Annotated in this window: 22 protein-coding genes and 2 pseudogenes; 13 read left to right on the forward strand and 11 right to left on the reverse strand. The window is 70.4% G+C overall.

Annotation, left to right across the window (positions count from 1 at the left end):
- Positions 1-7: 7 nt before the first annotated feature.
- The gene (locus tag OG371_RS17375) at positions 8-937 is read left to right on the forward strand and encodes a patatin-like phospholipase family protein (RefSeq protein ID WP_329070470.1); all 930 of its coding nucleotides are present in this window, start codon (positions 8-10) and stop codon (positions 935-937) included.
- Positions 938-941: 4 nt separating this feature from the next.
- On the opposite strand, the gene OG371_RS17380 is transcribed toward OG371_RS17375, so the two are convergent.
- The 3 genes from OG371_RS17380 to OG371_RS17390 form a co-directional block, all read right to left on the reverse strand.
- On the reverse strand, positions 942-1,415 hold the full coding sequence (locus tag OG371_RS17380) for a hypothetical protein (protein WP_329070472.1): 474 nt from the start codon (positions 1,413-1,415) through the stop codon (positions 942-944).
- A gap of 91 nt (positions 1,416-1,506) precedes the next feature.
- Positions 1,507-2,355, reverse strand: coding sequence for an SAM-dependent methyltransferase (locus OG371_RS17385; RefSeq protein ID WP_329070474.1), 849 nt, complete (start codon positions 2,353-2,355; stop codon positions 1,507-1,509).
- Between the two features lie 58 nt (positions 2,356-2,413).
- A complete protein-coding gene (locus tag OG371_RS17390; RefSeq protein ID WP_329070476.1) occupies positions 2,414-2,887 on the reverse strand; it encodes a MarR family winged helix-turn-helix transcriptional regulator in 474 nt (157 codons plus the stop codon).
- Positions 2,888-3,042: 155 nt separating this feature from the next.
- On the opposite strand from OG371_RS17390, the gene OG371_RS17395 reads away from it, so the two are divergent.
- Both OG371_RS17395 and OG371_RS17400 read left to right on the forward strand, forming a co-directional pair.
- Positions 3,043-4,005 carry an alpha/beta hydrolase gene (locus tag OG371_RS17395; RefSeq protein WP_329070478.1) on the forward strand — a complete coding sequence of 321 codons (963 nt, stop codon included), beginning with the start codon at positions 3,043-3,045 and terminating at the stop codon, positions 4,003-4,005.
- 129 nt (positions 4,006-4,134) lie between these two features.
- Positions 4,135-5,346 (forward strand): alpha/beta hydrolase, encoded by a 1,212-nt coding sequence (locus OG371_RS17400; RefSeq protein ID WP_329070480.1) that lies wholly within the window; start codon positions 4,135-4,137, stop codon positions 5,344-5,346.
- Positions 5,347-5,348: 2 nt separating this feature from the next.
- On the opposite strand, the gene OG371_RS17405 is transcribed toward OG371_RS17400, so the two are convergent.
- Complete coding sequence (locus tag OG371_RS17405) at positions 5,349-6,206, reverse strand: hypothetical protein (RefSeq protein ID WP_329070482.1); 858 nt, start codon at positions 6,204-6,206, stop codon at positions 5,349-5,351.
- A 180-nt stretch (positions 6,207-6,386) separates the two neighbouring features.
- Between OG371_RS17405 and OG371_RS17410 the strand changes: the two genes are divergently transcribed.
- Both OG371_RS17410 and OG371_RS17415 read left to right on the forward strand, forming a co-directional pair.
- Positions 6,387-6,983 (forward strand): DUF4383 domain-containing protein, encoded by a 597-nt coding sequence (locus OG371_RS17410; RefSeq protein ID WP_329070484.1) that lies wholly within the window; start codon positions 6,387-6,389, stop codon positions 6,981-6,983.
- Positions 6,984-7,188: 205 nt separating this feature from the next.
- Positions 7,189-8,112 carry a hypothetical protein gene (locus OG371_RS17415; RefSeq protein ID WP_329070486.1) on the forward strand — a complete coding sequence of 308 codons (924 nt, stop codon included), beginning with the start codon at positions 7,189-7,191 and terminating at the stop codon, positions 8,110-8,112.
- 427 nt (positions 8,113-8,539) lie between these two features.
- Here OG371_RS17415 and OG371_RS17420 read toward each other — a convergent pair.
- Positions 8,540-9,727: pseudogene (locus OG371_RS17420) on the reverse strand (class-II fumarase/aspartase family protein); the annotation flags it as partial.
- Positions 9,728-9,973: 246 nt separating this feature from the next.
- A pseudogene (locus OG371_RS47425) lies at positions 9,974-10,147 on the reverse strand (3-carboxy-cis,cis-muconate cycloisomerase); the annotation flags it as partial.
- A 59-nt stretch (positions 10,148-10,206) separates the two neighbouring features.
- Here OG371_RS47425 and OG371_RS17425 point away from each other — a divergent pair.
- Positions 10,207-10,479, forward strand: coding sequence for a hypothetical protein (locus tag OG371_RS17425; RefSeq protein ID WP_329070490.1), 273 nt, complete (start codon positions 10,207-10,209; stop codon positions 10,477-10,479).
- Between the two features lie 180 nt (positions 10,480-10,659).
- On the opposite strand, the gene OG371_RS17430 is transcribed toward OG371_RS17425, so the two are convergent.
- Positions 10,660-11,199 (reverse strand): DinB family protein, encoded by a 540-nt coding sequence (locus OG371_RS17430; RefSeq protein WP_329070492.1) that lies wholly within the window; start codon positions 11,197-11,199, stop codon positions 10,660-10,662.
- A 221-nt stretch (positions 11,200-11,420) separates the two neighbouring features.
- On the opposite strand from OG371_RS17430, the gene OG371_RS17435 reads away from it, so the two are divergent.
- The 3 genes from OG371_RS17435 to OG371_RS17445 all read left to right on the forward strand — a co-directional run bounded on the left by OG371_RS17435 (position 11,421) and on the right by OG371_RS17445 (position 13,298).
- Positions 11,421-12,149, forward strand: coding sequence for a hypothetical protein (locus OG371_RS17435; RefSeq protein ID WP_329070494.1), 729 nt, complete (start codon positions 11,421-11,423; stop codon positions 12,147-12,149).
- A gap of 17 nt (positions 12,150-12,166) precedes the next feature.
- Complete coding sequence (locus OG371_RS17440; RefSeq protein ID WP_329070496.1) at positions 12,167-12,937, forward strand: alpha/beta hydrolase family protein; 771 nt, start codon at positions 12,167-12,169, stop codon at positions 12,935-12,937.
- Between the two features lie 103 nt (positions 12,938-13,040).
- Complete coding sequence (locus OG371_RS17445) at positions 13,041-13,298, forward strand: DUF2695 domain-containing protein (protein WP_329070498.1); 258 nt, start codon at positions 13,041-13,043, stop codon at positions 13,296-13,298.
- A gap of 2 nt (positions 13,299-13,300) precedes the next feature.
- Here the strand turns inward: OG371_RS17445 and OG371_RS17450 are convergent, their stop codons facing one another.
- Positions 13,301-15,016, reverse strand: coding sequence for an ABC transporter ATP-binding protein (locus OG371_RS17450; protein WP_329070501.1), 1,716 nt, complete (start codon positions 15,014-15,016; stop codon positions 13,301-13,303).
- Positions 15,017-15,104: 88 nt separating this feature from the next.
- Entirely contained in the window at positions 15,105-16,739 is a 1,635-nt protein-coding gene (locus OG371_RS17455; RefSeq protein ID WP_329070503.1) for an ABC transporter ATP-binding protein, read from the reverse strand.
- A 51-nt stretch (positions 16,740-16,790) separates the two neighbouring features.
- Between OG371_RS17455 and OG371_RS17460 the strand changes: the two genes are divergently transcribed.
- A complete protein-coding gene (locus tag OG371_RS17460; protein ID WP_329070505.1) occupies positions 16,791-17,099 on the forward strand; it encodes a hypothetical protein in 309 nt (102 codons plus the stop codon).
- A gap of 414 nt (positions 17,100-17,513) precedes the next feature.
- Here OG371_RS17460 and OG371_RS17465 read toward each other — a convergent pair whose 3' ends face one another.
- Both OG371_RS17465 and lanKC read right to left on the reverse strand, forming a co-directional pair.
- Positions 17,514-17,657 (reverse strand): SapB/AmfS family lanthipeptide, encoded by a 144-nt coding sequence (locus OG371_RS17465; protein WP_091629618.1) that lies wholly within the window; start codon positions 17,655-17,657, stop codon positions 17,514-17,516.
- 28 nt (positions 17,658-17,685) lie between these two features.
- Entirely contained in the window at positions 17,686-20,244 is a 2,559-nt protein-coding gene (lanKC, locus tag OG371_RS17470) for a class III lanthionine synthetase LanKC (RefSeq protein WP_329070509.1), read from the reverse strand.
- Positions 20,245-20,681: 437 nt separating this feature from the next.
- On the opposite strand from lanKC, the gene OG371_RS17475 reads away from it, so the two are divergent.
- From OG371_RS17475 to OG371_RS17485, 3 genes are all read left to right on the forward strand, one after another.
- Entirely contained in the window at positions 20,682-21,047 is a 366-nt protein-coding gene (locus tag OG371_RS17475; RefSeq protein WP_329070511.1) for a hypothetical protein, read from the forward strand.
- A complete protein-coding gene (locus tag OG371_RS17480; protein ID WP_329070513.1) occupies positions 21,031-21,444 on the forward strand; it encodes a hypothetical protein in 414 nt (137 codons plus the stop codon). The genes OG371_RS17475 and OG371_RS17480 overlap by 17 nt, the downstream gene beginning before the upstream one ends.
- Positions 21,445-21,990: 546 nt before the next feature.
- A complete protein-coding gene (locus OG371_RS17485; RefSeq protein ID WP_329070515.1) occupies positions 21,991-22,374 on the forward strand; it encodes a DUF427 domain-containing protein in 384 nt (127 codons plus the stop codon).
- Positions 22,375-22,515 lie beyond the last annotated feature (141 nt).

The raw sequence follows: 22,515 nt of genomic DNA on the forward strand, positions 1-22,515 counted from the left end.
TGGGATCGTGCACCCGGTACTCGAACTGATCACCGAACGACTGGCGACGGGCAGTGTTCCGGGACAGCGAACGGATTCCCGCCGCCTCGCGCTGGCGATCGAGGGCGGCAGCAGCCGCGGCACCTACTCCAGCGGCATGGTCCTGGCGCTCGACGAACTGGGCGCGACCCCCGCGTTCGACGCCGTCTACGGCTCCTCGGCCGGCGCGCTGAACGGCGCCTGGCTGCTCTGCGGCCGCTCCCAGACGGGCGTGCGGACCTGGTGGAACCCGACCGTCATGCGGCGGATCATCAACCCGCTGCACACCCTGCGCGGGCGCGCGGTGATCGACCTGGAGTACCTGGTGCACCAGGTCTACTCGGTGCTGGAGCCGATGGACTTCCCGGCGATCCTGGCCAATCCCGTCTCGTTCCACCCGCTGGCCACCGACGCGGACACCGGCGAATCCACCGATCTGTACCCGTTCATCGACGACGTCGACGGGATCAAGACCGCGCTCGCCGCCTCCTCCTGCATGCCCGTGCTGGCCGGCCCGCCGATCGCGATGGGCGGGCGCCGGTTCGTCGACGCGGGGGTCGCGGAGCCACTGCCGTTCCGCACCGCGCTGGCCCAGGGCGCGACCGACGTGCTCGTGCTGCGGACCCGCCGCGAGGACGAGATCCCGGTGCGGCCCCCGCGCGTGCAGGACGTGGTCGTGCCGCGGTTCCTGCGCCGCCAGGCGCCCGGCACGATCAAAGCGTGGCGCGAGCAGTACGAACGCGATCTCGAGGACGAGCGGATGCTCCGCGAGGACCCGCGCTTGGTGAGCGTCCGGCCCCCGGCGGGCTCCCCGGACGTCGGCGCGTTGGAACGCGATCCCGCCGTGCTGCGCCGCGCCGTCGAGCTGGGCCTGGAAGCCGTGTACGCCGCGCTTAAGTTGCTGCGTAAGGCTTCTTAGCGGGTCAGGCGGTTTGCGGCTGGCGGTTCGCGCGCTGCTGCACCACGAGCCGCTGCGCGCCCAGGGTGACGGCGAGGTAGAGCAGGATCGACGCGTTGCCCAGGCCCTTCACCGGGCTGTTGGCGTCGATCACGAAGTCGAGGCCGAGGTGCACGGCGATGGCGGCGATCCACAGCACCACGGTCAGCCACGTGCCCTGGCGCCAGAGCTGGCCGTCGGCGCGCCACAGCCGCACCGTGTAGGCCCGCACGACCCCGAAGAGCACGGCGACGAGGAGACTTCCGGCCAGCAGGGCGATCGCCGTCGGGGAGGGGCTGCCGCTCTTGAAGAACGCGGCCAGCGCGACCACCCCGAGCACTGCGAGGATCAGCACCACGGTCGGCTTGCGGTCCTCGCGCACCAGCCGCTGCTGCACCTGCCGCCACAGCAGCCAGGCCAGCACGACGAGCCCGATGACGATGTTGGTGACGCTGTTCATCCCCGGTGCCTCTCCCCGCGATCCCTTGCCGGACACCAAAGTGCCAGCTCGCGGGGCGACGCGCGTCAACCCTGGGATTGAACCTGCCAGGTCAGAGCGAGGGCTTGCGCGCCACGCCGCCGATCACGCGGGACTCCGAAGGGGTCTTCTTGAACACCGTCGCCTTGTCCGGGTGCCACGCCGGCGCGTAGACCAGCCCGGGCTTGAGCAGCGGCCAGCCGCCGAAGAAGCGTTCGAACTCGGCCATCGTGCGCAGCACACCGGGGTTGGTGGTGGACTCGTAGTACTCCAGCAGGTCGGCCAGGGCCTGGCGTTCGTCGTCGTCGACCGGGTTCTCGTTGGTCATCTGCGAAAGCACCAGCAGCGAGCCGGGGGCGAGGCGGTGCCGGTAGTACGCCAGCAGGCCGTCCGGGTCCTGGTCGTCCTTGATGAAGTGCAGCACGGCGTTGACGATCAGGGCGATCGGGCGGCGGACGTCGATCACGTCGGAGTCCATCACGCGGTCCCACAGCTCTTCGGGCTGCAGCAGGTCCGCGGCGATCGCCTCGTGCCGCTCCGGGTCGGCGGTGTCGGCGAGCAGGATCTGGGAGTGGGCCAGCGCGACGGGCTCGTTGTCGATGTAGAGCACGTGGGCGTCGTGCTCCGGGCGCTCCTCGTCGGCGACCTCGTGCACGTTGCCCGCCGTCGGCAGGCCGGAGCCGATGTCGACGAACTGGTGCACGCCGGCGCGCACGCACTGGCGCACGGCGCGGCCGAGGAACTGCCGGCTGGTCATGCAGTAGTCGCCCATCAGCGGCAGCCGCGCGCGCACTTTCTCGGCGAACTCGCGGTCGATGGCCCAGTTCGTCGAACCGCCGATGAAGTAGTCGTAGATCCGCGCCGCCGACGGTCGGTCGAGGCTGCTTTCCACGGCTCGCAGGGCTTCGTCTCGTTCGATCATGGCCGTCCTCACCGCTCGCTTCGCGAACCCATGCTAACCACGGGGCGCGGCGGCTGGATCAGGCCGGGCTCAACGATTCCCGGTACGCGTTGACGGACGCGGTCAACTGGTCCATCGCGGCGCGCATCCGGCCCAGCGTCTTGGCGTCGAAGCCCATCGCGGCACCGATGTGCGGCGGGATCTGCTCGGCCTTCGCGCGCAGGGCGTTGCCGTCCTCGGTGAGGGTGATGCGCACGGAACGCTCGTCGTCGGCCTGGCGGTCACGGCGTACGAGGCCGGCCTTCTCCAGCCGCTTGAGCAGTGGCGAGAGCGTGCCGGAGTCGAGGTTCAGCGCGGCGCCGAGTTCCTTGACCTGCTGCCGGTCGTGCTCCCACAGGGCCAGCATGACCAGGTACTGCGGATAGGTGAGGTCGAGCGGCTCGAGCAGGGTCCGGTAGAGCGACGTCACCGCCCGCGATGCCGAGTACAGCCCGAAGCAGAGCTGGTCGTCGAGCAGCAGCGAACCGGTTTCGCCGTGGTCCTGGTCGGTCATGGGGATCCTCCGTCCCTGCTGGAACGCTCCATCCTCCCCTCAGTGCGCCGATGAGGGCAACTCAAGTGCCTTATATCTCATCGAGAGCACTTTGATTGTGCACAACTTAGTTGTGAGCTAACTTCAACTCATCATCCGTTCCCGAGGAGGCAGAAATGACCGCCAATCCGAAGAACCTGATCCTGGAACCGGCCGCGCAGGCGTTCGCCGAGGCGACCAGCGAGCCCCCGTTCCTCTTCCAGCTCCCGCCGGCCGAGGGCCGCAAGGCCGTGGACGGGGTGCAGGACGGCGACGTCGTCATGGCGCCCGCCGACATCGAGGTGCTGACCGTCCGGGGCGGACCGAACGGCGAGGTCGAGGTCCGCATCGTGAAGCCCGAGGGCGTGACCGGCGACCTGCCCGTGCTCGTCTACCTCCACGGCGCCGGCTGGGTTTTCGGCGACTTCCACACCCACGAGCGGCTGGTCCGCGAACTCGCGGCCGGCACCGGCGCGGCCGTGGTTTTCCCGGAATACAGCCGTTCCCCCGAAGCGCGCTACCCGGTCGCCATCGAGGAGAACTACGCCGCGGTCCAGTGGGTCGTGCGGCACGGCGCGGAGAAGGGGCTCGACCCCACGCGCATCGCGATCGCGGGTGACTCGGTCGGCGGGAACATGACGGCGGCGCTGACCCTGATGGCCAAGGAGCGCGGTGACGTCAGCTTCTTGCAGCAGGTGCTCTTCTACCCGGTCACCGACGCGAGCTTCGACACCGAGTCGTACCACGAGTTCGCCGAGGGCTACTTCCTCGCGCGCGAGGGCATGAAGTGGTTCTGGGACCAGTACACGACCGACGAGGCGCAGCGCGCGGAGATCACCGCGTCGCCACTGCGGGCGTCCTTGGAGCAGCTCACCGGGCTGCCGCCGGCGCTCGTGATCACCGGTCAGGCGGACGTGCTCCGTGACGAGGGCGAGGCGTACGCGGCCAAGCTGCGCCAGGCCGGCGTCGCGGTGACGGCGGTCCGGTACCAGGCCGTGATCCACGACTTCGTGATGGTCAACGCGCTGCGCGAGACGCACGCCGCCGAGGCCGCGATCACGCAGGCGATCACCGTGCTGCGGCGCGCTTTCGGCAACTGAAGCCGGGCTTGGCGGATCGCCCTCGTTTTCGTGTGACGCGAGTCACCTGATCACAACGAGGGGGGTCCGCCAAACGTGTTATTAGTACAGCGGGTCCCGCCTTCCGGGCACGCGTCCTGGAGGTTTCCCGTGCACTTGAGCAGCATCCGGCTGGACTCGCCGGTCGAGCTGGGCGTCATCGCCGCGCTGGCGGTGCTGGCGGTCATCGCCGTGCCGTGGTTCTGGGACCGCTGGCGCAAGCGCAAGCAGCTCGGCCGCAGCGCGACGGTGCTGACCGCCGTGGTGCTCGTGGTGGTCAGCCTCGCGATGACGGGCAACCTGATCGGCGGCTTCTTCCCGACGGTCGGCGCGCTGGTCGGCACCGGCGCGTACTCCTCCGACGGCACCGACGCCGAGGGCGGCGACAACGGCGCGGACCTCGACCAGCTGCGCGACGCCGGCGCGATGCACGCGAAGGCCGGCAAGGGGACCGTCGTGCACATGAAGGTCACCGGCCGCCGGACCGGGCTCAGCCGCGACGCCGTGGTCTACCTGCCGCCGCAGTACTTCGACCCGGCGTACCGCACGCTGCGCTTCCCGGCGATCGAGTGGATCCCGAACTACCCGTCCGGGCCCGAGGTCGCCGCGATCTACAAGCTGCCGGACCATCTCGACGAGGCGATCAAGAAGCACGCCCTGCCGCCGACCGTCGTGGTCGTCCCGGACCCCACGGGTCAGCCGAAGATCGGGCACGACACCGAATGCGTCGACGAGGTCAACGGCACGCCCAACGACACCTACCTCTCCGCGGACGTGCGCGAGTGGGCCATCCAGCGGCTCGGCCTCAACCCGGACCGGCGCGCGTGGACCATCGCGGGCTGGTCGTCCGGCGGTTATTGCGCGATGAACATGGTCACGCGCCACCCGCAGTGGTTCGGCCAGGCCGTGAGCGTCGGCGGGTACGACAAGGCCCAGGCCAACGACGGCCAGACCGAGGACCTGTTCCACGGCCGTCGCGACATCGACGACGCGAACAACGTGCGCCTGAACGTCCGCCTGCACCCGTCGCCGGTGGAAATCCTCGCGGTCGCGGGGAGCCAGGAGAAGTACGAGAGCTTCGCGATCGGCCAGATCCACCAGGCCGCCCAGGCTCCGGTCCGGGTGTACTCGTGGGAGATCCCGGACGCGGGCCACAACATGAACACGTTCAAGTCGCAGCTGCCCGACCTGCTGGCGTGGATCGGCGAGCGCATCCCCGGGCCCGCGCTGGTCGGCCGGCACGTCGACGTCACCGGCGGGGTGCGGCCGTGGCCGCTGCCGGCCACGGGCGCGCGCGGCGGGCTGACGGCGATGGAGCAGTGAAGTCAGCTTTGCAGTAGTGGCACCAGGTTCTTGACCACGTTCGTGATCTGCTGCTTCGCGGTGTCGTAGCCGACGGACCGCGGCTGCTCGGTCAGCACGACGACCAGGTAGCGGTTTTTCCCGACCAGGCCGGTGGTGTGGAGCATGATCGCCGGGTTGCAACAGGACCAGCCCTGCTTGACGGCCCACGGCCGGCCGCCCACGGCGTCGGGGATGCCGAAGTACTGGCGGAAGCCGTCGGCGCCGTGCTCGGTGGCGTTCTGCAGCGCGCGCAGGATGACCTCGCGGGCGGACACGGGGGCCTCGTCGAGCAGGTAGTTGTAGATCCGCACGACGTCGGCGGCGGTGATTTTCGTGTCGCCCCAACGGCCCGGGTTCGACGGCGGCTGCGTTCCGGTGAGGCTCATGCGCCGGACCGCGCTGGTGACGATCGACGTTTCGCCGCCGTCGACCCAGAGCCGGCTGGCGATGGCGTCGTCGCTGCGGGAGAGCATTTTCTCAATGAGGACAGGCGATTGCCCGGCGTCCAGCGCGTTGAGGGCGATGAGGAGCTTGACGAGCGAGGCCGACGTGTAGGCACGGTCCGCGTTCACCGACAGCGCGAAGGTCCCTTTCGCACGGTCGAACACGATGGCGCTGACGTGCCCGTCCGGCAGCAGGGCCTCCAGCGCCGCGCTGCCGGGGCCCTTCGGGTCTTCCGGGGTTTCCGAAGTGGTAATCGGATTTTCCGAGGCGCGGCCGATCTCGGCGACGGCGACCGGCGACGGCGCGTGGCCCGGTGGCGTCAGCACCACCACGGTCAGCGCGGCCAGTGCCCCCAGGCACAGTCCCACGAGGAAGAGCAGGTTCACCTTGCGCATGACCGGACTTGTCCGATCACCCCGGCCGGGTTCGCCGGATCGGGTGAGTTTGTGGGATTGATCTCGGATCGGGCCGAATCCGGTGACGTTCCGAAGGGCTGCGGGCAAGCACCGGCGTTTCGCACCGGGCGGACTGGGTATTCCTTCGGAGTCACTTCACCATCGGGAAGGACTCGAGTCATGGTTCATGCGCATGGAGCCCGGATCCGGGTGGAGGGCCTGCAGCCCGCGCAGGTCCTGGCCGCCCTCGTCGCTGTGGTGTTCCTGGTCTTCGGCATCGTGGGGTTCACCAGGACCGGGTTCGGCGACTTCACCGGCCATCACAACGCCGGTTTCTGGCGGTTCTCCGCCAATCCGATGAACAACCTCGTGCACGTGGTGACCGGCCTGCTCGGCCTGGCGCTCGCGTTCGGCTCCGGTCGCGCGCGGGTTTTCGGCTGGCTGCTGTTCCTCGGCTACGGCTTGCTGTTCGTCTGGGGCTTGATGATCGCCGGGACGATCACAGCCAACCCGTTCGCCAACGCGGGCAACCCGCTCGACCTGACGTCTTCGGACAACTGGCTGCACCTCGGCATCGCCGCGCTCGGCTTGGTGATCGCGGTGTTGCCGGCGCGTCGTCGCGTCCGGATTCCGGAGGAGGACGCTGAGATTGTGGAGCCGTCCTCGGCTGCCACGGTTCCCGAGGACCGGGCTGCGACTGCCCGTGACGGCGACACGGTTGTCGGTGGCTCTCCTGCCCCGTCCTCAGAGAAGCACGGGCCGGGTTTGGCGCATTAGGAGGATTTTCCTTTCGCAAGAGGACGGCCGCCGGTTCCGCACGGCTGGCCGTCCTCTTGCGTATTGACCGGCCGGGTTGCCGTGTTGGTTGGCTCCGTGCGGTCTGGAAGGACCTTCGGGCAACATCACACTCCGCCGCAACTCCGCCCGGCATCAGGCGTCTCTCTCAGTAAAGCTTCAACAATTTGCTGCAGAGGGGCGCGAAATGGGATTCACCGCGAAGAAGGCGATCCGGCTGGCCATGATCGGCGGGGCGATCGCCGCCACGGCAACCCTTTCCGCGTGCAGTGGAAACAGTTCTCCGGTGACGAACGCGGCGGCCATTCAGCATTCGCCGCAGGGCGCGGCGACCGGGGGATCCGGCGGCTCCGGCAAAGCGAATGGCGACTTCACCGACGCGAACGGCAACGTCAACTGCAGCAAGCTGAACGGCAAGCACGTCAGCCCTCCGGGTGGCCCGCAGATGGACGTGTATGCAGACACGGCGACCACCGGCAGCAACCCGGGCTGCGACACCGCGTTCACCGTGATCAACGAGTACTACAAGGAAATCCCGACCAAGGCCGAAGGCCCCGGCAAACGCGTCCTGGACATCCTCGGCGACTGGACCTGTGCCGGACAGGCGGATGCCGCTAATCCCCATGGCACCGTGTGTGGCAAGGGCGCTACTGACTACATGATCGAGACCCGCCCGGCTGGTCAGGCCAAGACGTCGGCACCGGCGCCCCTGGGGCAGCCCCAGCCGCCGCAGTCCCAGCCTCAGCAGCGCCGTTTCCCGGGCACCACGCAGAAGGTGCAGTTCACCGGCTTCGACACCAGCGTCAACATGGCCACTTTCCAGCTGGTCAGCTTCCAGCCCGGCGGCCCCGACGGCGGCCACTACGACCGAGTCGACGAGAAGGTCTACCGTCTCCCGCTGGCCAACCGCGCCATCGTGTGGAGCGCAGCCACCCTCTGCCAAAACGACAACCAGCTAACCGTCGACGCCCAAGGCCTCGGCAACTTCCGCTGCGACGACGCCCAGCTCCGCCAAACTCTCCTCGGCGGCGCGGCCAACCCGGCCCTCGCCCAAATCCTGGTAAGCGACGACGACCAGATCGCCGAGGTCAAGGAGATCTACCACCCCTGACCAGTGTGGAATCTGGTTTGAAAGGGCGTCCGGGAATCTCCCGGCCGCCCTTTTCTCGTAAATAGACTCCCTCACCCGATCGCCCTTCGCGCATTTCATTAACATTCCTGGCGCTGCTCACGCAATTTCGGGCTTTCTCGCAATCGCCGCGGTCTGGCGAGGTCAGAGCCCGCCCGGCAGGACCGAATCCGAGTCAGCAACCCTGGTCTCGCCGACCACATCCGGGACAGAGCCTGACTGAGGCGGGAAGCTCGCCATCGCACCCGTCGTCACCGCCGGGCCGGATCCAGAGTCGGCAGACTCCACATAGGAGCGGCGCATCGGAGCGCTCGTCCACCGTGCGCCCGCAGCCGTCATCGCGCGGCGGATCCCAGCCATAGCCACGGCGAAGGCGGGAAGCGCGGTTCAGCGGAACCGGCGGCTACCTTCAGTCATCATCGAGGGCGCGATCGACCAGTCGCCCGGCGGCGCCCATGTAGTGCGCAGGGTCAAGCAGATCAGCGAGCTTCGAGGCGTCCAGTACGTCGGTGACCTCCGGTGATTCGGCGAGGATGGCTTCCAGCGGGCGGTTTTCCTCGATTGCCCGCGCGGATGCGTCGCCGAGTACCACCTTCGCGCGTGCCTTGCCGAGCAGTGGTGCGAGCGTGGCGGAGAGCCGTTCGGACACGATGAGTCCGTGCGTGAGCGCGAGGTTTGCTGCCATCCGGTCCGGGTGCACGACGAGTCCGCGCGCCAGCTCGACGGCCGTGTGCGCCGCGCCGCCGGTCAGCCGCAGGCATTCGCGCAGTAGTTGCCACTCGGCCTGCCAGACGCCGGCGGACCGTTCGTCCTCGGCCAGCCCCGCTTGCGTCACGCCCGCCGCCAGCACCGGCACCTGCAACGCGGCGGAGCGAATCAGCGCGGACAGCACAGGATTCCGCTTGTGCGGCATAGCGGACGAGCCGCCCCCGGCCGGTTCGGTGACCTCGCCCAGTTCCGTGCGAGTGAGCGTGAGCACGTCAACGGCAAACTTCCCCAGCGCGACGGCCGCCATCGCCAGAACACTGGCAACATCACCCACCGGCGTCCGATTTGAGTGCCACGGCAGCGTCGGTGCGGCGAGCCCGGTCTCCTCGGCGAAGGCTCTGACCAGACGTTCGGCGTAGTCATCGGTCCCGTCGCCGTACTCGACGTACGCGGCGAGCGTCCCGGCCGCGCCACCGAGCGAGACGGGCAACCCACCGTCGAGCACGCGCCGCACCCGACGGGCGGCGCCGAGCACAACCTGTCGCCACGTCACGGCCTTGAGCCCGAACGTGGTGGGCACGGCGTGCGCAGTCAGCGTGCGCCCGGGCATGGCCGTGTCCCGGTGCGCGCGCGCCAACTCGCCAAGCGCGTTCGCCGCAGCTTCGAGGTCCTCGACGATCAACCGCAACGTCCCCTGCGCGACCAGCATCATGGCCGTATCGACGATGTCCTGACTGGTCGACCCGCGGTGCACGTAATCCGCCGCTCCCGCATCCACCTGCCTGACTGCGGCGGTCAGCGCCTTGACCAACCCGACCACGGGATTCGCGGTCACCCGAGCCTCTCGCGCCAACGCAGTGACATCAATTCCCGGCGCCGCGGCCGCACGACTCGCCTCCTGACTGCTGCGCCCAACGCTGGCGGGAGTTGGGTCGCCGACTCGGGCGGGTGAAGCTGGTTCTGGGTGGCCTGCTCCGCTGCGGGAGGTCGGGGCTGGGTCGCCGAGGCCGGTGGGAGTGGTTGGTGTTGAGCTGCCGAGTCCGGAGCGGCCCAGTTCCTGTCCTCCGACCCCAGCCGCGGCTCCACCGACCCCCGCCGCAGCTGGTGGCTGGCCGCCGAGTTGCGTGGCGACCGCGGTGATCACCTCCGCCGCTTCGGCCGGGACCGTGCCGAGCCGTGCCTGGGCGCGGGCCAGTGCAGCCTCTGCGTCCAGCATGGCGCGCAGCCAAGCGCTGTCCCCGGTACTCGCTTCAGCCGGCGTCCCGGCCCGCACCGGCGACAACAACCCGGAATCAGGATCGGCGGTCATACGCCCAGCATCGCACGCAGCCAACGGTCCGGCCTGGACACGCGCGAGTGCCTCTGGTCATGCTCGCCATCGCCATCGCCATCGCCATCGCCATCGCCATCGCCATCGCCATCGCCATCGCCATCGCCATCGCCATCGCCATCGCCATCGCCATCGCCATCGCCATCGCCACAGCCATCGCCACAGCCATCGCCACAGCCATCGCCACGCGACGGCGCCTGCAGCGCACCGGCACCTGCACTCCAGCGGCGGCCGGGATGGCACCACCGCTACTGCCACCACGGCGTTGCCGCAGGCGCCGCACCCGCTGCTGCGAGGTGGCGACCGTCTGAGCAAAGCGCCCTCCGAACGGCGCCCACCAAGCAAGATGCCTTCAGCGCCGCCCACAGCCGCAAGAAAACCGAGCGAGTCCTCCCTCGCACCACCGACACCCGGTGCGCAGGATGCAAGGCCGCACCTCACCCACGGCAACGCTCCACACGAGGGATCCCGCGACCGCGCATCTCACCAGTTCAATGGCCCACCGTCCCATCGATAGCCTCGCGCAGGAGATCAGCATGGCCGTTGTGGCGGGCGTACTCCGCGATGAGCGACAGCAGCATCCAGCGCAGCGTGAACGGCTCGCCGGTGCGCAGCGACGTGCCGCGCTGTTCCAGTGACTCCGCCGCCGCCACGATCTCGCGTGAGCGGGCGCATTCCGAGCGCCATACGGCCAGCGCCTCTTGGGCGTCGCCGTCGAGGGAGTCCATGTCTTGGTTCGGGTCTTCGTCGGAGTAGTACAGGATCGGGACGTCCTCGCCGGCGAACTGCTGGCGGAACCACCATCGTTCGCAGCCGGCGAGGTGGCGGGCCAGCCCGTGCAGCGACAGGGTGGACGGCGGCACGGTGCGCGAGGACAGCTCCTCTTGCCCGAGCTCCTCGCACTTCAGCTCGAACGTTCGGCGGTGCCACTCCAGAAAAGCCTCCATCGACTCACGTTCCCCGGCCAGCCGGGGGATCGGCGCCCGATCGCCGGGGACGGCGGGCGGTAAATGAGCGGGTGTGTTCGTCATGCCCAAGAGCCTCTCACCCGGCACCGACAATTTCGGCACCCCGACCCCGAACTGTCCACAAGGGAGTGTCATAAGGCCAAGGCCGCAGCACCGAGTTGCGGGCACCCTGTCGACAACCCGCCGAGGCGGACCACCCCCAGGTCCAGCAGGCTGTAACAAGATCGGCCAGCCGCCCGAAAGACAGGTGGATCCGGTAGCTGCCGGAAGTTTGAGGGGGAACCGTGAAGTATTTCGTGGTGGGTGCAGTGCTGGTCGCCAGCCTGGCGGCGTGCAGCAGCGCACCCGCGGCCGAGGCGCCCAAGGGACCCGAAGCCCTGGGACCCGACGGTTTGCGGGGGCTGACGCCCGGGATGGCGTTGAGCGCCGCCGCCGCGGGTGGGGCGCTGGCGGCCAAGCCGATGTCCGTCCTGGACGGTTGCGCCGCCTACACGTTCGCGGGCGGGACCGCGCCGGACGCGGCCACCATGGCCGCCGAGTCCGCCGCGGCGACGAAGGCCGCCGACCTGAACCAGCAGGCCACCGCCGCCGACGCGAAGGTTTCGCATCCCGGCGTGCACGCCTCGGCCGCCGATTACGCCCGTTCGGCGAAGGAGTCCGCGGACGCGGCCCAGCTGAGCGCGTCCGCCGCGACAGCGATCGCCGACCTGGCCACGCTGCGGGAAGCCCGCGACGCCCGCCTTGCCGTGGGCGGCGGCGCCTCGTTCGGCAAGGATTCGCTGCGTGCGCTGGTCGCGCCGCCCGCCGTGAAGACGCCGGAGGGCGCCGGCGCCGGTACGCCCTTGGCCGAACTGCACCAGAAGTACGACGCCGAGGGCCTCAAGCCGACTCCGGCCGGGCACTTCGCGGTGCCGGTTCCCGGCAAGCCGGGCTGGACGTACGACTTCGCGGTCTCCGACGGCGCGAAGGTGGGCGCCGTCTCCCTGGTCGCCGAGGCGGTGTCCTGCGGCTGAGCCCGTAAATTGAGGGCATGAAGATCGAGTTCCCCGGTTCGCAGGGGGTGACGCTGGCGGCGCGCCTGGAGCTGCCGGACGGTGAGCCCGGCGCGTACGCCGTCCTTGCGCATTGCTTCACGTGCAGCAAGGACGGCCTCGCCGCTGCACGGGTGGCGCGGGCGCTCACCACGTTCGGGATCGCGGTGCTGCGCTTCGATTTCACGGGCCTCGGCGGGTCCGGCGGCGACTTCGGGAACACCGACTCCAGCTCGAACGTCGCGGATCTCGTGCTCGCCGCGGACCACCTCCGGGAGCGGTTCGCGGCGCCGACACTCCTCATTGGACATTCGCTGGGCGGCGCCGCCGTCCTCGCGGCGAAACACCGGATCCCGGAGGTGCGCGCGGTCGCGACGATCGGGGCGCCCGCCGATCCCGAGCACGTCGTGAAACTGCTCGGCGAGTACCGGGACACGATCGAACGGCGCGGCGAGGCCGAAGTCGTACTGGGCGGCCGGACCTTCTGCATCCGCAAGCAATTCCTCGACGACATCGCCCAGCGGCCGCAGGCCGAACGCGTCGAACGGCTCGGCGCCGCGCTGCTGGTGATGCACTCGCCCGTCGACGAACTCGTCGGCGTGGACAACGCGCGGCGCATCTTCGACACGGCCCGGCACCCGAAGTCCTTCATCGCCCTCGACGGCGCCGATCACCTGCTCACCGACCGCCGGGACGCGGAGTTCGTCGCCGCAATCCTCGCCGCCCGGGCCGGGCGCTACCTGCTGAAACGTGGGGCCGCCGAAAAATAGTTGTCGCGAGGGGACCTTTCGCGACACCGGAAACTGGCGCCTTGGGCCCGGGTTCGGTCAGAATCGGAGATCGTTGTCGTCCGTCTCCGAAAGGGGCAGTGAAATGCCGGAAGCCACCTCTGACCACAATGGACTGTTGACCGTGCTCGGCATCGGTCGGCGCGAACTGGAGTCGTTGCTGAAGTTCGTCGACGTGCGGATCTGTGCGGAAGGGTGTGACAACACGCTGAGACACGCGGAGCACTGGGCCGAGGCCAACGACGTCGGCTGGCCACAGCTTGCGGCGGGCCTGGCGGAGAGCGGGGCCTACTGCGACTGCGAGATCGTGGCGAACACGGCCGCGTTCTTCGGCGCGGCATGAGGTCAGCCCGCGTGGGCCTCGGGAACCGGCTCCGTCCAGGCCTGCATGAGTTCCGCGTACCGTCGGGAGCGCCGGAGCAGTTCCGCGTGGTGCCCGAGCGCCGTCTCGCGGCCGTCCAGGACCAGGACGCGGCCGGCGCGCAGCGCGGAGGAGAGGCGGTGCGCGATCACGATGAGCGTGCCCCCACGGGTGGCGAAGGCGCGTTCCGCGTGGGCCTCGGCGATGGGGTCCAGGTGCGACGTCGCCTCGTCGAGGATGATGATGCGCGCGACGGACGCGTACACGCGGGTGAGTGCGATGAGCTGCGCTTCGCCGGCGGAGAGCCCTTCCTTGTCGTGGCCAAGCTCGCCGTCCAGGCCGCCGAGGCGGGCGATGAGGGCGCCCGCGCCGACGATCTCCGCGGCGGCGCGGAGCTGGGCGTCGGTCGCGGTGGGCGCGAAGAGGCCGAGGTTGTCGCGGATGGTCCCGGCGAACACGTAGGCCTCCTGCGGGATCAAGGCGACCAGATCGTGTCTCTTGTGGACGGACCGGACGGGCCGGCCGCCCAGCAGCACCTGGCCGGCCTGTGGTTCGAGCAGGCCCGTGAGCAGACCGGCGAGGGTCGACTTGCCGATCCCGCTCGGGCCGACCACCGCGAGGTGCTCGCCGGGCCGCAGGTCCAGGTCGAGGCCGCGGACCACGGGCTCCGGAGCGGCTCCCCAGCGGAACGTGAGGCCCCGAACGGCGAGGTCGGTGCCGCGGGGCTCGGCGGTGCCGACTGGTTCGCCGGGCACTTCGGCGGTCTCGGCCAGCCGGCGCAACGCGACGAGCAGGCGCAGCACCACGGTGCCGGCGGTGGCCGCGAGTCCGCGCAGCGCGGGCTGCATCGTGGTGGCCAGGTAGACGAGCGCGCCGAGCGCCCCGCCCGCCGTCAGCTCGCCGCGGGCGACCATGGCCGGGGCGAGGGAGAGCGCGAGCAGGAGGGGGACGAAACCGCCGAGCGAGATCACCAGCGAACGCGCGGCGCCGGACCAGGCGACGCGCACGGCGGCGCTCGCCTGCCGGTCGACGGCGTCGTAAATGCCAAGTGCGGCAACGGGTTCCGCGCCGCACGCGACGACGTCTCGCATGCCGGAGAGCGCGGTGCCGACCGTCTCGGCGGTGTGCTCGTCGGCCAGCGCCAGCGCGCGCTGACGCCGTGCGAGGGAAGGCAGGAGGCAGGCGAAAACGGCGACGGACAGCATCACGGGCACCGCGACGGGCAACACGAGCTGCCCGGCCACCGTCACGAGTCCCGCGATGGCGGCGATGGTGGTCACGACCATCGCGCGGGCCTGCACCAGCAGCCCGGCCGTGGCGTCCCGGACCACCTCGACGTGCTGGGTGATCCGCGCGACGCCGCTCGCGTCCGGCCGGTTCCGCGGCGGCGCGGGATCGTGCAGCACGCCCCGGACCACGGCCGTCACCAACGCGTCGCGCAACGGCTCCACCACCTTGCCGAGCTGGTGCCACACCAGCCGCGAACCGAAGGCGCCCAACAGCGCGGCCGCGCCGAACAACGCCAGCCAGGCAACGCCGACGCCCGGCCGTCCCGCGGCGAAGCCCTGGTCCACGGCCAGCTCCACCAGCCGTCCGGAGAAGAACGCGGGCGCGCCCTCGAGCACGGAGCAGCCCAGCAGCACGAGCCCACCGCGCCACTGCCGGCCGAGCGCCGCCCAATAGAGCTGCCGGACGCTCATGCCGGCTCCTCAGCGGGGACGGCCTGTCGTGGCGTCGCAGGCCGGGGGGAGGTGTGGCCTATTGGCACCACGGTGAGCTGACGGGCGGTCACGCGGGTTCCTCGGATTCTTCGGTGAACACGGCGCGGTAGTCGGGCAGCCGCCACAGCCGGGCGTGCGGTGCGACGGCGCGGACGCGTCCGTTGTCGAGCCACACCACGGCGTCGGCGCGGGAGGCCGTGGTCGTGCGGTGGGTGACGACCACGCGGGTCCGGCCGGGCAGCACGGCGGAGATCGCGTGTTCCACGGCGGCTTCGGTGACCGTGTCGAGGCTTGCGGTGGCGTCGTCGAGCAGGAGCACGCGCGGGTTGTGCACGATCGCGCGCGCCAGACCGAGGCGCTGGGCTTCGCCGCCGGAGAGCGGGGTTTCGGCGAGCGGGGTCTGGTAGCCGTGCGGGAGGCGCGCGACAACGTCGTGGATCTGTGCGGTCCGGCAGGCGCCGCGGACTGCGGTGTCGCCGGCCCACGAGCCGTAGCCCACGGCGTCGGCGACGGTGGTTCCCAGCAAGGCCGGGCGCTCGAAGCCGTAACCGATGACGGCGCGCAGCTCTTCGGGGCGGAGTCGGTGCAGGCCGCGGCCGTCCAGGAGGGCCTCGCCGGCGTTGGGCACGCGCAGTCCGCCGAGCACACCGACCAAAGTGGACTTCCCCGAGCCGGAGCGGCCGACGACGGCGGTGAACGTGCCGGCCGGGAGCACGAGGTCGATGTCGGTGAGCGCGGTGCCGACGGTGACCCGGCGCAATTCCAGCGTGCCGTGGCCGGGCAGCAGGCCGAGGCGGCCGCGGTCCGGGGCGTCGGCGTCGAGCACCTCGGCGAGCCGCTGCGCGCACGAACGCGCGCGGGAAAGCGTGGTGAGCAAGGGAATCTGCGTGACGAGGCCCATGCCGAGGGCCACGTAGCCGAGCGCGGCGAGCACGTCGCCGATGGTCAGGCGGCCGTCCAGCACGCCGAAGCCCGCGGCGGTCAGCGCGACCAGCTCGACGGCCGGCAGCAGCAGCGCGGCGCGCCAGACCATCCGGGCCTGGGTGCGCCACATCCCGCGGCCGGCGAGGGTGAGGCGCGGCAACGGTCGGAGCACGCGCTCGGCCTCGCGGTCGGCGGTCCCGGACGCGGCGATCGTGCGCAGCCCGGCGACGGCGTCGAGCAGCCGGGCCGCGAGCTCGCCGGACACCCGCTGGTAGGCGAGGACGTCGTCGGCGGTGTTGCGCAGGTGCGTGCGCGCGAGCAGCAGCGCGAACGGGATGCTGCCGAGGAACACGAGCGCGAGGCGCCAGTCGAGCAATGCCAGCAGCACGACGGCGCCGGTGGAGATCACCGTCGCCGACCCGAGCTGGACGACGATCGGGACGATCCCGCCGGCGCCCACGCAGTCCCCGGTCAGCCGGCTGATCGCGTCGCCCTCCGCGAACGGCGACCGCGTGCCGAGCGCGAACAGCCGATCCGCCACCCGTCGCCGCAGCCAGGCGCTCGCGGAGCTCGTGAGCCGCGCGATGAGGATTCCGCCCACGACGTCGGCGCCGATCTCCACCCCGCCGACCAGCAGCAGCCAGAGCACGGGCCGCCAGCCGGAATGCCCGCCGATCACGGCGTCGGCGGCCGCGGCGAGCGCACTGGGCAGCAGCAGGCTGGCGGCCGTCGCGGCCAGCGCGGTGACGATCACGGCCACCAGCCGCGGCCGGTCCAACCGGGCGACCCGGCGAAGCAGCCGATCCGCGGATTGGTGGCGGGGCGCGGATTGATCGGCGAGCTGGCCATCGGGCGGCTGGTCGACGCGAGGCTGCGCGGCTTTGTGGTGGGCGGGCTCGTCGGCGTGAGGCCGAGCGACGGGTCGGTCCACAGCTTGGCGGTCAGCGGCCGGCTGGTCGGTGCGAGGTCGAGTGGTGGGCTGGTGGTGGGCGGCCTCGGCGGTGTGAGGCTGGTCGGCCGCCTGATGGTGGGCGGGTGGCTCGTTGGTGTGAGGCTGGGTGGGGGGCTGGTTGGCGGGTGGCTGGCTGGTGCGGGATCGAGCGACTGGTCGGACCGCAGCCTGTTGATCGGCGGATAGCCGGTCGGGGTGACGGCGGTCAGCGGTGGGCAGGCCGTGGTCAGCGGCGGACAGGCCGTGGTCGGTCGTGGGTGGCGGTGGGTCGGTGGCCGAGCGCGCCATCTCACTCCCTCGATCACGTCGAAACGCTTCGTATCTCGGAACTCCGTCGGGCAGGCCCGACCAGAGCCGACAGCCCTGAGCCGGATGGGACCCGAGCCAGGCGGCGCTGAGCCAATGAACCCAGGCCGACAAGTCCAGGCCGAGGACCTGGGCCGGGTGAACCCGAGCCGGTGAACTCAGTCCCCCGACCCCAACCCAGCCGGCTCAACCCGGTGACCAGCAGCCCGCGGCGGGGCAGAATGAAAGGTGCGGGAGCGGCGCACTTGGCCTGTGCCGCTCCCGCACCTCCTCACGGGGTCAAACGCCGGTGGTTCAGTGGCAGGTCAGCAAGCTGAGCGTGCTGTTGGTGCAGGAGGCCAGCAGGCTCAGGTTGCTCGGCGCGCCGCCCCCGCCGCCGCCGTGGCCGTCGAGGGCCTCGGGGGCTTCAAGGGCCTGCAGCTCCAGAACCAGTTCCATGATGTTCCCTTCTCTTGTTCCGCCGGTCTCAGTGGCCGGAGGTGTGGGGGGACGGCGTGCGGCCGAGGAACGGCAGCACCTCCTTGCCGTCCATGAGGGCCGACAGGGCGAGCAGGATGCCCGCGCCGCCGGTGGTGACGTCCATCGAGAGCCGCAGCAGCTGGTTGCCGGGGAAGGCGAGGCCGCCGCGGAACGGAACCGCGTGCCAGGCGAGGCGGGCCAGGTGCAGGTCGATGGCTTCGCGGATTTGCGGGGCCGGGTCGGCGCCGAAGGACAGCGCGGTCGCGAGCCCGCATCGGCCGTAGAGCAGGCCGGGGTGGATCACGAACTCGCCGCGGCAGGATTCGCGCAGGCCGGGCAGGCTTTCGCCGGCGGTGGCGCCCGGTTCGTGGCGCACGAGCTGCTCCGCGACCATCAGGATGCCCGCGCTGCCGATGCCGGCGTACGGGAGCGTGCGCCGTTCGCCGTCGCGGACCTGCAGCGAAGCGTCGTCGGCCAGCACACATTCCTCGAGGTCACGCTGCAGGGCCTGGTCGGCGAACGAAAGCCAGGCGCGTTCACCCGTGCGCTCGAACAGCCGGATGAACAGCAGCGCCGGGCCCGTCCAGCCGCTGAGCAGGCCGGCCCGCGCGAATTTGCCGGGCGGTGCCGCCGTCTCCAGCGCCTCGCCGAGGCGGACGGCGGTGGTCAGGGCTTGCCGGCCGAACTCGTTGTCGCCGCGGCTGACGGCGAAGTGCAGCTGCGTCAGGCCGATCCCGGCCAGCCCGCCCTCGAGCGCGTGGTCCGTGGTCTGCTCGACCAGCTGGCGTGACGCCGTGAGCAGCTCCGTCGCCGCCTTGTGGTGGCCGAAGTTCTCCAGCACGTAGGCGATTCCGTGGCTGCCGTCGTAGAACCCGGGCCGTGTGGGCGGCTCGCGGCGCACGGCGTCGAGCAGCCACTGCTCGTGCTCGGGATGACGGCCGGCGCCGGCGACCTCGAGCGCGTGCAGCACCCCCGCCGCCCCGACGCCGAAGCAGGCGCCGCCCACGCGGAACTGCTCGATGTCGCCGGGGAACAGCCGGTCGGTGCGCTCCGGCGTCGCCGTCGCCAGCACGGCCTCGGCGACCTGCTTGCGGACCAGCGACCAGTCGGGCCGGTCTTCGTCGAGTTCGGTGTGCGTCGACGCCGGCGGCATCGGCGCCTCCCGCGGGCCGAGGACGTCGACCAGCTCGTCGGCATAGCCGGTCGGCAACGCGAAGCGGCGTTCGACGAACTCCGCGGCGCCACGCAGCTTCGCCGGAGCCAGCTCCAGCAGCGTCGACAGCGGCAGGAAGATCCACAGCTTCAGCGCGGCCATCGCGTGCCGGTCGATGTCGAAGCCGTGCCGGTCGGCCGGGGCGCGGAAACCGGGGGCGCCGAGCGCGGGCCGCTCGCCGGACTCGACGTCGGCGGCCATCTCGAAGTCGATCAGCGAGACCTGGTCGTCTTCGTCCACCAGGATGTTCAGCGCGTGCAGGTCGCCGAACACGATGCCGCGCCCGTGCAGGTCGCCGACGATCCGCTCGACCTCGGCGAGCACGGCCAGCGCGCGGTCGCGGTAGGCGTGCAGGTCGGCCTCGGTGCTGTCGCGGCGCGTGAGCGGGTAGTTCAGCGCGAGCCAGTTGCCGAGCGAGGTGCCCGGCATCTGCGCCATGGCCAGGTAGTGGTGCTCCCAGACGGTGAACCGCTCGTGCACGTCCGGAACGCCGGGAATGCCGGCCAGCCGCGCCAGCACCTCGTGCTCCCGCTGCAGCCGGGCGACGGCGTCGACCAGCGCGCGGTCCAGGCCGGCGTGCGGCCGGGCCTCCTTCAGCACGACGGTCTCGCCGTCCGCCTCGCGTTCGGCCAGGTAGACGCCGCCGCCGTTGGAGAAGTGCAAGGAGCTGGTCACGCGGTACGGGAACTCGGCCGGGTCGCCCGCCTTGCGGGCCGCGAGGCTTTTGTCCAGGCAGATTGGAATATTCACCCAATCCGGTACGGAGAAAGTGGGCTCACGGCGGTCCGGAACCAGCGTGCCATCGGGTTTGCGGATCGCCAGCACCCGGTTGCCCTCGTGTTCGACCCAGCGCTCGGTGAAGCCGCCGTAACGCGTGTAAAGTGGACCTTCGCCGTATCGGAGATCACTCAGAATGTAAGCCCCGTGTTCGCCGCGCAGCTGCTCGGAGAGATCTTCGAGCACCCGGGCCAGCTCGTTGTTGTCGGTCGGATAAATAGTGACGAGCTTGCCGCTGCCGTCGCGCGGTGCGTATTTCGAGTTCCGGGCGAGCAGGATCGCGCGGGATCGTAGGTGCTTGTACGAGATCCGGTGGCCGACGCAGTACTCGTGCACTGCGGCCAGCACCCGGCCGGCGTTGCCCATCCCGGCCGAGACGTGGATTTTCCAGCCCTGATCAGGAAGTTCGACGTCCCGGGGGTGCAGCACGCGCCAGATCCCGCGGGTCCCGGTGGTCCATCCGGCGCCGGCGTGGGGCAGCTCGGCGGCGAAATCGTCGGCGGGCTCTCCGGTTTCCCGCTGCTCGTCGAAGAACAGCGGATCGGCGAAGCAGAACGCTTCATACCGGATGTCCATGGACTGGCCCCCTATGCGCACTTTTCCGGATACGCAGCTCGTTGTTGTGACAAGAAATATTCCCGCATGCCGGAGGTGTCACGGCCAATCCGCCAACCCGGGGGTTCAACTGGGCTGATCAGGGGGGATAAAAGTGCCGACAGGCACGGTCGAGGAGGACGCTGGGTGATTCCCCCGTGCAAGAAAACCACCCAGAAGAGGTGTAACACAATGCATTTCTGTCGTCAGTGCTGGTAGCCCGCCCGGTCCCCCAAATGTACCCCGAAATTGGCGGATTGCCATCAGGTGGATTCGGTGATCTATTCACCGGCTCCGGGGAGCTTCGAGTCCACACGGGACACCCGGTCCGTGGTCCGGACCACGTCGGCTGGGCTCCGGGGGACCGGGGTGATCGGACCGGCGGTAGTTTGGGCCGGGCGTGGCTTGAGGAGGAACGGGTGATTTTCGGTTTCGCGATGGTGGTGGCGGGTTCCGCGCTGCTGGTCGCGCTGTGGAGCTTCGTGCAGTCGATGCGCAACAAGCTCCCGGACACCGTCCTGCTCGTCGCGCTCGGCGTGGTGGAGCTGCTGCTCGTCGCCCAGCTGGTGGTCGGCATCGTGCTGCTCGCGAGCGGCGAGAAGCCGGGCAGCATCGCCACGTACCTGGCCTACCTGATCGGCTGCCTGGTGGTGCTGCCGGTCGGGGCGATGTGGGCGCTGGCCGAGCGGAGCCGGTCGAGCACGGTGGTGCTCGGCATCGCCTGCCTGGCCATCCCGGTGATGGTGCTGCGACTGAACGAGGTGTGGAGTGGAGCAAGCGCGTAGGACGGCCACGGGGCCCGGACGGGTCCTGGTCGCGGTGTACGCCATCTTCGCGTTGGCCGCGACGTCGCGCGCCGGCGTCCAGATCGGGACGAAGTTCCACGAAGCGCCCCTCGCCTACTCCCTGTCGGCGTTCGCGGCGGTGGTCTACCTGCTCGCGACGTTCGCCCTCGCCCGCGGCGGCGAGCGGTGGTGGCGGGTCGCGCTGGTCTCGTGCTCGGTCGAACTGCTTGGCGTGCTGACCATCGGGACGCTCAGCATCTTCGACAAGGCGGCCTTCCCGGACGCCACGGTGTGGTCGGTGTACGGCGAGGGCTACCTGTTCATCCCGGTGGTGCTGCCGGTGATCGGCCTGTACTGGCTCCGGCGGACGGCGCCGCGGCGGGTTGCGGCGGGCTGAGCTGGGGCTGGGCCTGGTCGGGTGCTCTGGTCCTGGTCCTGGGTTGGGCCGGGGCCCTCGTCGGTGGGCCCGGGCTGGGCCTGACTTGGGCCTGGTTTGATGCTTCGTCGGTGGGCCTGCACTAAGTGCCGGGGCCTGCGGTCTTGCGGGTCGACTGCCCGCCGCAGGGTTCTTGGCCGGAGAGAAGCGCTGATCAATCGGGCTCCACCGAACGCCCCAATGTGGCGTTCGGTGCGCTCAACGCACCCAATGTGGCGTTCGGTGCGTGGAATCGGGGCTGGGCGCGGAGCGCCTCCGTTGAGGGTGGTGGTGGGGCAGGGCTGGAGCAACCAACGCCACATTGGGGCGCAAGCGCACCTCGCCACCCCCGGTCTTCCGGAGCGCGAGGAGTGCCGTCGCCGGGTCATCGTGCCGGCCTTGCTGCGTCGTGCGGACGCCGTTTTTGTCGGTGGTCGCTCCTATGGTGGGAAGAGTCGGCGGTGGTGGCGGGTTGCTACCTGTGTCGGCGGCATACCACCGGCCTTGGCGTTCGCGGAAGAGGAGACCATGACCCAGGCTAAGCAGCAGAAGATTCCCGGCCCGGACCACCCGATCACGGTGGAGCCGAACCCGGCGCGTGTGGTGGTGAAGATCGGCGGCAAGGTCGTCGCGGACACCACCCGGGCCCAGGCCCTGTACGAGGCCGGCTACCCGGCGGTGCAGTACATCCCGCGCGAGGACGTCGACCTGTCGGGCCTCGCCCGCACCGAGCACGAGACGTACTGCCCGTACAAGGGCGAGGCGTCGTATTACAGCATCACGTCCCTCGGCGCGGACGGCGACAACGCGGTGTGGACGTACGAGGCGCCGTACGACGCAGTCGCGGACATCAAGGACCACCTTGCGTTCTACCCGAACAAGGTGACCGTCGAGGAGGTGCTCGCGAGCTGACGGCAGACGGCCGAGTCGGCCGGTGGTCGGATCGGCTGAGTGGGAGGGGGCTGAGCGGGCGGTCAGCGCTGGTAGGTGACCGCCCGCCACCGCCTGGTTGACGGGCGGTGGTGGAGCCACCTTGCTCCAGTCGCTCCGCCT

Source organism: Amycolatopsis sp. NBC_01480 (assembly GCF_036227205.1).
In the GTDB taxonomy this organism is placed as follows: domain Bacteria; phylum Actinomycetota; class Actinomycetes; order Mycobacteriales; family Pseudonocardiaceae; genus Amycolatopsis.